Annotated in this window: 7 protein-coding genes; 2 read left to right on the plus strand and 5 right to left on the minus strand. The window is 49.2% G+C overall.

Features of this window, described 5'->3' with window-relative positions; translation table 11 throughout:
* Positions 1-16: 16 nt before the first annotated feature.
* A complete protein-coding gene (locus tag B0475_RS13210; protein WP_157892949.1) occupies positions 17-1,960 on the minus strand; it encodes a COG1361 S-layer family protein in 1,944 nt (647 codons plus the stop codon).
* A 47-nt stretch (positions 1,961-2,007) separates the two neighbouring features.
* Positions 2,008-5,031 (minus strand): fused MFS/spermidine synthase, encoded by a 3,024-nt coding sequence (locus B0475_RS13215; RefSeq protein ID WP_077412339.1) that lies wholly within the window; start codon positions 5,029-5,031, stop codon positions 2,008-2,010.
* Positions 5,032-5,480: 449 nt separating this feature from the next.
* Between B0475_RS13215 and B0475_RS13220 the strand changes: the two genes are divergently transcribed.
* Together B0475_RS13220 and B0475_RS13225 are read left to right on the plus strand one after the other, a co-directional pair.
* Complete coding sequence (locus B0475_RS13220) at positions 5,481-8,060, plus strand: alkaline phosphatase family protein (protein WP_198538275.1); 2,580 nt, start codon at positions 5,481-5,483, stop codon at positions 8,058-8,060.
* A complete protein-coding gene (locus B0475_RS13225; RefSeq protein WP_077412341.1) occupies positions 8,057-8,407 on the plus strand; it encodes a hypothetical protein in 351 nt (116 codons plus the stop codon). The genes B0475_RS13220 and B0475_RS13225 overlap by 4 nt, the downstream gene beginning before the upstream one ends.
* Here B0475_RS13225 and B0475_RS13230 read toward each other — a convergent pair.
* From B0475_RS13230 to B0475_RS13240, 3 genes are all read right to left on the minus strand, one after another.
* A complete protein-coding gene (locus B0475_RS13230; protein WP_198538277.1) occupies positions 8,391-10,664 on the minus strand; it encodes a CRTAC1 family protein in 2,274 nt (757 codons plus the stop codon). The two genes, B0475_RS13225 and B0475_RS13230, sit on opposite strands and share 17 nt — an antisense overlap.
* A 130-nt stretch (positions 10,665-10,794) precedes the next feature.
* Positions 10,795-11,844: a tetratricopeptide repeat protein gene (locus B0475_RS13235; RefSeq protein ID WP_077412343.1), complete on the minus strand. Its 1,050-nt coding sequence runs from the start codon at positions 11,842-11,844 to the stop codon at positions 10,795-10,797.
* Complete coding sequence (locus tag B0475_RS13240; RefSeq protein WP_198538279.1) at positions 11,841-13,568, minus strand: CRTAC1 family protein; 1,728 nt, start codon at positions 13,566-13,568, stop codon at positions 11,841-11,843. The genes B0475_RS13235 and B0475_RS13240 overlap by 4 nt, the downstream gene beginning before the upstream one ends.
* Positions 13,569-13,622 lie beyond the last annotated feature (54 nt).

Raw genomic sequence — 13,622 nt, forward strand, 5'->3', positions numbered from 1 at the left:
GTATCAAAGTTCAGTCTCAGTCATGGCGACTTCGCAATGATTTGAATCGCATCATCACTGTGGCAGCCATGAATAATGCCAGTAACATCAGTCCCAACAAGCTGGTGCTGGGCACTTGAATTGGGTTGCCAAATACAGTCAATATCAAGATGGCTGAAGATGTGGCTGCATAGTTGGCATCACCACTGTAAGAGGCTGTGAGGTTGCGATCGCCTGACTCGCTGATGACCAGAACACAGCTGGTGTCGGGCAGGGTGGCCACACAACTGAAAGTACCATCACTGATGGTGACTGTTCCGGTCGGCGGCAACACAGCAGGTGGCACAGGATCAATGGTGAATGTCACAGTGGTAGGTGCACTGTTTTGAACTGGGTTCGGGTTTGCAGACACAATGGCCAGTGTCACACTGCCGGTCACCACTTCATGAGGTTCTGCGCCCGAGGTCACTGGAGGGTTGGTGCCATCACCGGCATAGTCAGCCACCAAAGAGCGTGTGCCCACGGTGGTCAGATTAATCACACAACTGCCGGCAGCCACGGTGTCTACACAACTGTCCACACCATCTGAGACTGTGACATTACCGGTGGGCGCACTGCCTGTTACTGTATAAGCCACGGTCACTCCCTCGCCGACCGTTGAAGGGTCGGGGGTGGCACTGGTGATGGTGATGCTGGTGACATCTGTGGTTTCAGATGTGCTGTTGTTCCCAGCATTCGTGTCTGTCTCTGTGGCAGTGACAGAAGCGTTGTTGGTCAGTGTGCCTCCAGTACCCGGGTCAATGGAGACAACCAGGTTGTATTGGGCCGATGATCCTGAAACAATGGTTCCCAATGTACAGGTGGGTACCGCAGCGGGATCTTCCGCACAACCGCTGGTTGAAACCAAAGTCATGCCTGCAGGCAAGGTGTCTGTCACCACCACGTTGGTGGCATCAGAAGGACCCGCGTTAGCAACATCAATGGTGTAAGTGACGTTGCCGCCAACAGCCACTGGATCAACATCATCGGATTTGGTGATCGATAGGTCGATTTCAGGTTGAACCACAGTGTCTTCACTGGTGCTGTTGTTGCCAGGGGTGTTGTCAGTTGCATCTGAGGTCACAGAGGCATTGTTGGTGATCGTACCGGTAGTGGCATCAACCGTTACCTGAAGCGTGTATGAAGCGGAAGAACCAGCTGTGATGGTACCCAGACTACAGGTTGGGTTGCCATTGGGATCTTCTGCACATCCTGTGGTGGATACAAAGGTCACACCCCCAGGCAATGTGTCGGTGACCACCACGTTGGTGGCATCAGAAGGGCCGGCATTAGAAACATCAATGGTGTAAGTTAATGTGCCACCTGGGCTCACGGGGTCCACATCATCCACTTTGGTGATGCTTAAATCGGCTTCAATTCCAATCACGGTGTCTGAATCAGTGGCTGAGTTGTTGCCTGGGGCAGGGTCAGTGGTACCAACAGGTTCAGTGACGGTCACTGTGTTGCTCAGGCCACCAGCAGCTGCATTGCTGGGAATGTCGCACGTGGACGTGTAAGTGGCCGTACCAGCATTTAGCAAGTCGACCAGTGTGTCATTCAGGTTTCCTGCAACAGGTCCTGTGGTACATGCTGAACCTGCTGAAGCCACACAGGTGGTCGAACAATTGGTCAGCGCAGCAGGAAAAGTATCTGCCACCGTTACACCAGTCACATCATCCGGACCGTTGTTGGTCACCACCATGGTATAGGTCACGGATCCGCCAGCCACCGCAGCGGTCACGCCATCAGTTTTAGTAACGGATAAATCAGCAGTTGAACCACCTGCCTGAACAATCCCGGTAAACAGCGTTAACAAAATGAACACACTGATTGATTGCTTCTTAATGTTGATTGTGAATTCGACCACTTGATCCCCCTGATGAATGTTGAAATTATTAACAAAATGATAACTCAGTGTGGGTGAAATTTCTACTAAAAACATGATCTCAAAAGCATTTATGCGGCACAAACAGGCCTTGGAATGTCCTTTCAAGAAGAACGAAATGATTGATTCAGTCTGCGGAGGGATTCAAGAGCAAAATTTGAGCCATTGTTTTGCATGTATTTGAGCCGTTCAAGCAAAGCCCTGAGGGTTTTTTGAGCGCTTGAATTGAGCGGGCCACTTTGATTGGCTATGCGTTTAAAATCGTACATCACAGCCACCAATACCTCTTGGTTTTCAAGCTCCAATGCCAGCTTGGCCCTGGTTTCTAATAAGTGCAAGCTTTGTCTGGCAGACAACAATTCATCCGTGAATGCCAATGCTTGTTGTAAATAATCGTGTTCACGACTTTGCAAGCGCCAATTTATGCGCAGTATTTTGGCCATGTCATACAACACATGATCGGCAGGAATCTGACCCAGTTGCTCATCATGAGGTTTCACGGCGGTCCATTTCTGCAATCTTAACAAGCGCCAGTTTTCAAGCACCAGGCTGGTTAATTGATCGGTTTCGATGAGCGCCACAAGTGTTGGATTGCGTAATGACAAGACGGGTTCTTTGGCCATGAGAAATTGTCCGGCGGTCAGGGCATGGTTGGACGAACTGAGTGAGTTTAGCAATGTGGCTTTGGCCTGTTGTTTATCAACAAACACATACTGCATCATCGACATGCTCAATTGCTTGAGTTCTGAATTTTGCATCCGCTCAATCATGGCATTGAGGCGAATCATTTGACCTTCTTTGATTAATCGATTGACCGCTGACAATGTCTGCGATGGCTCAAAATCGTCCAACCGCCAGTCATCATCGGCAAACAATCGATCAAATTCGGTTTTGGGTAACGACCGGCTGATGACCTTCGGGGATCGGATCTTCATCACATTGTGCTGATCAGTGGACAGTTCAGCACCATCAGAAAAAGATCGGCTTTGTGAGGCGTTCAATCGCCTGGAAAGCATCAGTTCCAGCCAGGAATTTACCCCCAGCAAACGCCATTCAGATAAATCCTGAGATCTGTTGAAGGTGTCCTCGCTGATGTTCAATGGCTCATTAGATGCCATAAAGAGCAGGCCACCCTGAGACAAGGGTTGATACAATTCCACGTGTCTAAACTCTGCATTCAATGTGGCCAGCAATGAGCGCAATAAATGCTGATCAACATAGCGCAAACCAATCCACTGAACAAACACACCTGACTGATTCAGCCTGGATTCTACCAGCGCAAAAAATTCCCGGGTGTACAGGTTTGAAGCACCCGCCGTCCAGGGGTGAGACGGTTGGGATATCACCACATCAAATTGTTGCTGACTGTTTCTCAAAGCATTGCGGGCATCGTTGTGATGTAAGTGAAGCCGCGGATCAGCCAATGGATCTTCCCGGCGCCAGCTGGCCACGCTTTGATTGGCATGAATCACTTCTTCTTCCAGTTCAACCACATCAACCCTGCGAACGGTGTGGGGTACTGCCTGCAGGGTCAAACCAGCACCTAAACCAATGATCAACGCATCCTGGGTTTGCGGCCGGCTCATCACCGGTAACTTCGAAAGCCACCAGGCCAGATGGTATTTGCTGATTCGGTCACCTGGGGCTTGCACAGAGGATTCAGGTAGGCCATTGGTCAGCAGACGTTTTTCATTGTTTTTATTTAGCATGATGACCGTGGCACTCTGACCAACGGCCAAGAAATCAATGTCAGCCGTTTGTTGTTTAACACCCAGCGGAGAATGACTCAAGACCCGCAAAGGCTCTTGTATGGGGAGCACTGCCAGCAACACAATCAACAGACCGAGGATGGCTTTGGTGATGCCTGACTGATGCGATTTGTATGCCACGAAGCACCCTGCAAACAAACTCAGTATGGTGAGTATCCGGGCAGTGTCGGCAAAGCCAAATTGACTGAGTAACACGAATCCGCACAACAAGGCACCGCATATGGCTCCGGTGGTGTTCCAGGCGTAAATCCGTGCAGAAATGGCCGGTGCCTGTTTAAAATTTCTGGTACATATTTGAGTGGCCAAAGGAAACGTGGCGCCTATCAGTAAGGCACCTGGGAGCAGGGTCAAGGCACCCAAAAGCATGGCGCTGAAGACGAAAACAAGGCTGCCAAAATCTTGGTTGATGGGCAGCGCTGTCAGCTGATCGGCGAATGTGAAGCTGATGAAAAACATGGCTGCGATACCCACTTGAAGGCAGGTGAATCCCAACATTTTGTTATTGGCTTGAGTCAGCTTGAAGCCAATGATTGCTCCAAGTCCAATCCCCAGTAAAAACATGAACAGCATCACGCCAAAAGCGTACACACTGCCACCCAGCAGGTGACTCAGCAACCGGGTCCACATCACTTCATGAGAAAAAGACACCACCCCTGAGACAAACATGATGCCCAGCATCCATCGATGTTGCAGCTCAATATTGAATGGTCTGGTGCTGTCAGGGCTTTCGGATGACTGGGTCTGAAAAAACACGATTCCCAGGAAGAAGATGAACACATTGATGCCAACAGCGACATAGATGCTGTGCTGCAACCCAAAGTCCGGGATCAGCCAAAAAGCCGCCAGTAATGCACCGAGGCAAGCGCCCAAAGTATTGGTGGCGTACAAAAAACCGATGCCTGAACCAACGGTGCGGTCAGAGGTGATCACGTATTTACTGAGCAAAGGCAGGGTGGCCCCCATCAGGGCGGTGGGAATGATTAGCACTGCGAACGCCCCCAACACATAGATGGGTGCGTGCAGTTGATTGACGCTGGTCATCTCTTGTGTGCCAATAAACCAAGTGAACACGTGACCGCCAGCATCAATCAGGCCGGACATGCTCAGGGCGATGATGGCCAGCAACAATTCAAACAGCGCGTACCAGATGACCGGTCGTTTGACCCGATGAATCAGGCGTCCCATCAAATAGGCACCCAGTGCCAAACCACCCATGTAAGCCGCCAGGACCGCCGCAACAGCCACTTCGGTGCTGCCAAAAATGAGGGAAAACTGTTGTGACCAAATCACTTGATAAACCAGACCAGTCAGTCCGGACAAAAAGAACAAGGTCATTAACAGCAGGTTTTTCAATGGCATGTGATTGGATGTCTGAGAAATGGTATCAAGTTGTGTTATCGTGGCGATTATATGTTAATTAACCCATGAGATGACTGTTAATCGACATCTGGTATCAAAGACCCGGGCTGAACACGCTCAAATCGATGTTGCATTGAATCATGAATGGCCATATTATTTAAACCTCAAGTTGGATTTAAACAGGCGAAATGTAAAGATGCAGCATTGATCAGTTGCCAGGCAAGCAGGTAATTAATGACCAACAGATCATTCAAATGACTGAACCGAAGTTGAATTAATTTGGCTATAATGATACCGGTTTTTTTTAACCACAGTTCAGGGTGCTGGCTTGTGTTTTGTCGGGTGAATGATCCATGGTTAAAACAATCGGTTGTTCCAGGGATGGGTTGGATTAAATTTGTTAAATGTTGAATGCTGCGATCATTACCCATTGCCCCTTGAAAAATATCATGAGTTTCAATCAGTCATTAATCGTTGCCTTTTTTGACATCAAGCAATTCATTCAACGGATCGTTTCATTGCTGTTGGTGATGCTTTTGATTGCTCAAACCAGTGGTGCCAGAACTGTGGTTTTGGGCTTTGATGGCATGGACCCACAGTTGTTACAGAACTGGATGGACTCTGGGGACTTGCCAAACTTTAAGGCACTTGCAGACAGCGGGCATTTTCAAGAATTGCAAACCACCAATCCCGCTCAATCCCCGGTGGCTTGGGCCTCGTTTGCTACCGGCTTGAACCCGGGCGGGCATGGCATCTTTGATTTTGTGCATCGAAATCCAGCAACCCAACAGGCAGATTATTCCATTTCCGGACTCAAGCCAGCCGGTCCGGATGAATGGTTCGGACTGCTTCATGTGCTGGGTCATCAACACACCTACAACAAAAGAATTGGTAAACCGTTCTGGATCACGGCCCAACAAAAAAACCTCAACAGCAGCATTCTGCGGGTTCCTGCCACCTATCCACCTGATGACATCCACCGCATGTTCTCTGGCATGGGGGTACCTGATTTACTGGGCACCCAGGGCACATACAGTTACTACAGCACCAAATATGTGAATCCCGGCAGCGTGGGTGGTGAAGTTGTTCGGGTGTCAATTCAGAATAAAGCCATCGAAACAAGCATCAAAGGACCAGAAAATCCAGTGGGGGAAGGGCATTTATCCGCGCCCATGACCATCACCAATCATGGCCCAAAACAGGTGAAAATAGAGTTGGGTGGTGAACAGATCATTTTGACAGAGGGTGCCTTTAGCGAATGGATTCCGCTTGATTTTAAGTACTACCGGATTTTTGCAGTCAGTGGTATGGTTCGATTGCATTTGGTTGAGGCCTTTCCACGCTTCAAAATGTATGTTTCACCGATCCACATTGACCCCTCAAAACCTTTGGTGCCGATCGCTTCGCCAGCTGATTTCACCGCCATGATGTCTGAAAAAATGGGTTTGTTTCACACCCTGGGCATGCCTGAAGAAACCTGGTCGCTGAACGATGGTTTGATCAGTGATCAGGCTTTTTTAGAGGTGGTTGAAACGGTCCTTGCTGAGCGGGAAGCCATGTTTTTTGATCAATTGGCGGATCCGGACAATGAGCTGGTGGTCTCTGTGTTTGTCCAAACTGATCGGGTCAGCCACATGTTCTGGAGACAGTTGGATCCGCTGCACCCTGCCCATGATGAACACGGGAACAGTGACAACCCGATTATGTGGATCTATCAGCAAGCCGACCGGATTCTGGGTAAAACCATGAAACAGCTCAAGGTGGATGATCGACTGATGGTGTTGAGTGATCACGGGTTTGCTCCCTATTACCGACATGCACACCTCAATCGCTGGTTGGAGCAGGCGGGTTACCTGACCCTGAAAGAGGGGCACACAGATGCTTCATTTTCGCTGGAACACATCGACTGGTCACAAACCAGGGCTTATGCCATGGGTTTAAATGGTATCTACCTGAACAAACAAGGTCGCGAAACAGCGGGCATTGTCACCGCAGATGAGGCGTCTGCTTTGACCGGTGAATTGAAGCGTGGTTTATCTGAGTGGTTTGATCCTGAGCGTGATCATGCTGTGGTGAGGAACGTGTTTGATCGTTCCGATATTTATCAGGGCATGAATCAGCAACTGGCACCCGATTTAATTCTGGGCTATGACCGTGGTTACCGGGCATCCTGGCAAACTGTGCTGGGAGGTGCTCCAGATGAGTTGTTGTCAGACAACACCGATAAATGGAGTGGTGATCATTGCATCGATCCGGCCTTGGTACCTGGGATACTGCTGACCAATTTTCCGGTGACTGATGTCCAATCGATTGAACAGATGGCCGAACTGGCCTCCCGGCCACACAAGCAAACCCCTTTCAGGGTGTTGGATTATCCCGGTGGGTGGTTGGATGTTCCCAGAGATTTCAGCCATGCTGTGTTCAAGCAATTGGCGGGTTTGGGGTATGCCAATGTGTCCTGGCTGTTGGCTGGTGTGCTGGTATATGGTCTGTTTGTGTTGACTAGTCGAATGGCCGGCACAATGCACCACAAAAAAAAGGCAGTGGCTGTTACGATCTGGGTGGTTTGGGTGTTGTTGATCACCGCCCACGTCCATGGCGTTTGGATGGCGTCATCAGAAATAAGTCGTGAGTCTTCCACCGAGCTGAACTTGGCTGTGGTGCCGAAAAACACAGTCTCCACACCTACGGTACAATGGCAAAACACCAGACAAAACATCATCGGCTATAAGCCCAAATTGACACAACCCAATCAATGGCAAATCGACGTTGATGACCGTTCACTGCAGTTGGTGGAAACCGATGGCTATGTGTTGTGGCATGCCAATTTGGAGCATCCTTTATTGGGACTGGTTGCCCACCAATGGTGGCATCGTTGGCTGTCACATCCTGGTGGTTATGTGGATCCGGCCGGTCAAATCCGAGCCATTAAACTTTTTCACCCGATCCCGAACAGGTGGTGGATGTGGCTGTTGTTGGGCTTGTTGGTGTCCATAATTTTGAATCGTTTTGTGTTGAGGAAATCATGAAGGGTCATGGGCGTCTGCTGGGTTTATTGTGTGTTTTGTTGTTATCGCTGGTGGCTTGTGCCCAGAAGCATTCAGCGTTTACCCTCAAGTGGAAAACCGCCAGTGAAGTGAATAATCTGGGCTACAATGTGTATCGTGCCGAGCTGGAGGCCGGGCCATTCAAACAAATTAATTCGCAAATCATTCAGGGTGCAGGGACCACTGATCTGATCAGCCAGTACTCTTACACCGACGAGACTGTCAGAAAAAGGCAGGTTTATTATTATTACATTGAAAGTGTTTCCGAGAACGGTCAAAAGAAACGCTTCACACCCGTGCTTAAGTCCAACGCTAAAAATTCGCCATAGGGGGTGTGAAGCCTTCATATTGGTCATTTCCTTCGATGATTTCGATGAATTGATCGACTGGAATGTTTGACCACTGCTGTATTTTGCCGCCTGGCCATTGCACCTGCAAAGTCGTTATTTGCCTGGCCTGTCCCAAACCTACCTCAAGTTGTAAACTGTTGGCCCCAAAACTGGAGCCGCTGCTGATGAGTCGGTGAATTTGACGTTCGGTACCGTTGTCATTGATGTTTAGGGTAACCCGGGCGCCAATGGCTGAGCGGTTGGACTCAGTGCCCTGCAGCCTGATGGTCAGCCAATGGTTGCCATGACCCGGGTTCATGAACAGTGCATTCTGGTAAACGTCTCCGGTGTAAGCACCTCCCATCACAGCGTAGATATCCTGATCTCCGTCGTTATCAAAGTCAGCAAATGCAATCCCGTGCCCCTTTTGTAAATGCCCAACGCCTGCCGTGGTGGTGATGTCCTGAAAAGCTGTGCCGGCATTGTTTCTGAACATTCGGTTCGGGATCAGGGTACGAAAATCCGGGGCTCCAGTACCAATATAAACATCCAGGAAACCGTCGTTATCAACATCGCCAAAATTGGCCCCCATGGCCAACAAAGGTTGATCAAGTCCCACGGATTGAGTGACATCGGCAAATTGTCCGTTTTTCAGGTTTTCATATAACCGGGGTTTGGTTGGGCTGTCACATGACCCCAGGTAACAATTGATCACATCCACGGCCTGCGACTCAGAGGCGCTCAAGGCCTGAGGGCGATTAAACGCATTGGGCGCAAAGTCGGCGACAAAGATATCCAGCCAGCCGTCATTGTTGTAATCCCAGAACCAGGTTGGGAATGAAAATCTGGGATCAGCCACACCTGCTGATTCTGCCACGTCAACAAACCGCCATTGTCCGTGTTCACTGAGGTTTTTGAACAATTGATTGGCCCCGTTCATATTTGACACGTACAAATCCAGCAGCCCATCGTTGTCATAATCACCCCATACCGCACCTTTGACGAATCCATCTGTGGCCAGGCCGGCTGCGGCGGCGATGTTCTCAAATCGGCCATTCCCCAGATTACGGTACAGTTCACCCAGGTGTTGGTCATTGGGTCGGCTTTCATTGCCAATGTACAGATCAAGCCAGCCATCGTTGTCAAAATCGCCCCAGGCTGCGGTTTGTGTGGGATGGAAACTCAGCAAACCTGCGCGTTCAGTGACGTCCTGAAAACGCCCTGTACCGTCATTGTTCAATAATGAATTGGGTTGGCGTCCGGCGTGTTTTAACCAGGCTCCACGTAAGACCAAAACATCAACATCACCATCATTGTCATAATCAGCGGGTACAATATTCAATCCACCAAACAGTCCACTTAACCCACTGGATGCTGTGTGATCAACAAATCCATCATCACCTTGATTGATCAACACCCGCAATTGTGAACGCTCACCCCATGCCGATACCATCAAATCCAATAAACCATCACCATTGAAGTCTTCGGCCACCACAGAACCTGCCAGGTCTGTGATGGCGCTGTTGGTGGCTGTGGCTTTGTTGATGAAGGGAGGCAGCTCAACATCGGAAGTAAACAAATTCAATGGAATCTGCCAGTCCTCCGGTAACTCGGACACCGGGAGACCCAGGGTTTGCGCTGCCAGGTTATACAGCCAGCGACTGGTCATATCATCAGGGTAATCACTCAGGATCTCGGCATACAGGCGCATGGCCCGCTCAGAACCCAGTTGGTTCTCATGAATGGCGGCTGGATTAATTGGAAACAAACAACTTTGGGCGCCATGCAGCATCACGCAATTGGCTTGTTCTCCCATTCTCATGTAAGCAATGGCCGCCAGGCTTTTTAAGTGTCGTCGGGTGATCGGGTCTGCCAAGGCGGGTCGGTGTGCATTCTGCTGCAACAGGGTTTCGAATGCATTGCCTGCTTGTGCTGAATAACCTGCCAGCATCTGTTCAAATGCCAATTGCCAAGCCAGTTTCAATGTGATGGGTGCATCCTGAGAGGCTTTCTTGAGGAGGTTTAAGCGGTCTTCAGAACGAAAAGCATGTTGCATGGGATCCACCTGTTCACGCAGTGTTTTTAAGCGCAGCACCATGCGAGCAGTTTCGGCATCTTGTCCAGTCTGATCAACAGTTTGGTCCTCTGAAAGAAATGCTTCGTTCCCATTGGTGGATTGCCTGTTGTCACATCCTGACAACAGGCAACCGGTCAGCAGCAACACACAACACCACAAATAAGGGATGGTTTTTGTCATGTTGTGACCCCGTTGTGGATGGTCAGCAGAATGATGCATGCATTGACGCTCATCGATGCTTGAGGTTCAGACCTAAGGCCAGGACCATGAGATTGCTTTGCGGGTGAACAATTGGTGGCTAGTGGTGTGTTCATTTGGCGTTCAATCGTTTTTGGATGCGGTTTTGTAACTGGATGGCTTTTTCATGTTCAGCATCCAGCTTCAGCACGGCTGTTAATTGTTCCTGAGCCAATTGAAGTTGGCCTGATAAAAACCAGGCCATTGCCAGGTTGTATCGGGTATCGGTCCTTGTTTCATTGGCAGCCACCGCATTTTTAAAATACCTGATGGCTTCTTGGTAATTCTTTTGTGCGACCGCTTTCCTGCCCATTCTGGCCTGAGATTGAGCACTGATCCGCAAATCCGACACATGTTGCATGTAGGGGTCATACAGACTGATGGATACTTTGGCAAACCGATCATCAGCGATTGAACTCAGCAATGTTCTGGATTTTTCGATGTCGCCGATTTTTCGATACAGCTGACCCTGTAAGTAGTTGACCTGATGAGCTTGCGGTTGGGTTTTGAGGACCTTATTCAGCAATTTAATGGCTGCCTTAAAGTCATTGTTTTGTTGTTTGATCTTTGCCAGACCATACAATGACATCGCATGATCCGGTTCATAGGACAACAGCTCCATGTATTGAGCTTCAGCCATGTCATGATCCTGATTGACCTGATGGGCATGGGCCAGCCAGTATTGTGTTTGTATTGATTGATTGTTTGCCAGGGCCCTGGAAAAATAGTCAATCGCCAGGTCATTAAAACCTGTGGTCAGATAGACGTGAGCGAGTAAATAGGACCATTCTTCTTCAGTGGGATCCAAATGGATGGCGTTGAGATAACAATCTCTGGCTTCGTCCATTTGTTGATAGGCATGAAACAAACGACACAGTTGACCGTATGCCCATGCCAATTGAGCTGGGTTACCACCAGTATTCCTGATTAATCCAATGTAATCCAACCGTTCAATGAATTGTTGTTTGACGGGAGGATCGTAATCATTGTCGAGGTTAAACTCAGGAAATGAAGGAGGGGGCTGAACTGCCAGTGGTTTAACCGATTGTTGCTGTTGCAAACTGATCCCGTAAGCCAGTAAACCCAGTAAAGCACAAACGGTCATTGTCAACAGTACTTTCATTGTTGTTGCAGGATGTGATACTGATTCAATTCAAGACCTTCATAACTGTCTTGCTGGCCATTGGTCCATCGCACTTCAAGGTCAACGGATTGTGTATGAACTGATAAGCCAAACAGGATGCGCGGATCATTGGCTGCCAGATAGCTGGCATCTGTCCTGACCCGGCGTTTTACTGTGGAGCCGTCAGACAATTTCAATATCACCCATGCGCCCAGGTCAAAGCGACCTGAGGAAGTCAACAGACTCAAGCCCAACCATGAACTGTCCTGACCCATTTGGTTAACCAGTACATTGGCTCGGGCATTGATGTTGGTGATGATGACATCGGTGTCTCCATCATTGTCCAAATCACCCACAGCCAGGGCCCGACTGACTTCAGGGGTTAACAACACCGGAGCTAAATGGGTTAAATCTGAAAATGTGCCGGCTTTATTTTTCAGTAATAAATTGGTTTGTTTCAGAGGAAAGTCAATCCCTGCATCCACTTGTGATTTGATGTGTCTGACTTCTCCATTGGCGACCAGTACGTCCAACCATCCGTCATTGTCATAATCCAAAAAGGCCGCACCAAATCCAGTCAATCCCATACTTGGATCTGCCATGCCCAATGCAGCGGTCATGTCTGAGAAATACCCACCGCCATCATTCAGATAGGTGGTGTTGGTTTCGTTCAGCAGATGCGTCATGAACAAGTCATAATCTCCATCATTGTCGACATCACCAACATCAACCCCCATACTGGCCTCTGCCAACCCATGGTGGTTCACCGCTGTGCCACGAAACAAGGCCTCATCGGTGAAATATCCATCACCTTGATTGATCCACAGGAAATTATGGGATTGGTCATTGGCCACATACACATCAATCAGTCCATCGGCATTCAGGTCTGCAGTCACAACGCCCAAACCAGCCCCTTCTTTGGTGATGCCCCGGGCCGCACTCTCGTCACGAAAAGCACCATCGCCGGTGTTGATGAACAATTGGTCAGCCAGCGGCGGGTAGGATGATGGGCCACAATACTCAAGGGCTCCGGTTTCATTAAAACAGTCGCTGTGTGTGGCAATTTGGTAGTCAATGTAGTGGGTGACATACAAATCCAGCCAGCCATCGGCATTGACATCCACAAAGGCGGCGCTGCTGGAAAACAATTCATCTGTTGTGATCGCGTTCTGATTGGATTCGCTGAAGGTGCCATCACCCTGGTTGATGAACAACTGGTTGGATCCAAAGTTGGCCAAAAACACATCCGTCCATCCATCGTTGTTGACGTCACCGGTGGCGATGCCCATGGCATAACCGTCAGACCACAAACCACTGGTTTCTGTCACATCAGTAAACTGCAATGAACCACGTTCAGCATCATTGCGATACAGCCTCCCCCTGTCCTCAGCTAAGCCAGGTTGTTCCTGTTCCAGCTGACGGCCTTGCCCCAGGTACAGATCCAGATCGCCGTCGCCATCCATGTCAAACAGTGCAGCTGATGCGCCCATGACTTCGGGATAATACAATTGTCCGGACATGCCATTGCGGTGTGTCATCAGTACACCCACTTGTTCAGCCACATCGATAAAGACTGGTTTTTGTGTTTTGACCGTTTTATTTGATTCAGAATCAGCCTGCTGTCTCTGACATCCAGGCAGAACCAGGCAGAGAAACAAAAGCCACAAAGTGTGCATGGCATTGATGACATGGTTGTTGAGTTTCACTGTGAGTTTTGATGTCATGGGTATCATTGTGTGGTTGGTGGCTCGGACGATGATCTGTTTATGTCGTTTAGT

Origin of the sequence: Marinicella sediminis, assembly GCF_002000055.1 — a bacterium.
Classification (GTDB): Bacteria; Pseudomonadota; Gammaproteobacteria; order Xanthomonadales; family Marinicellaceae; genus Marinicella; species Marinicella sediminis.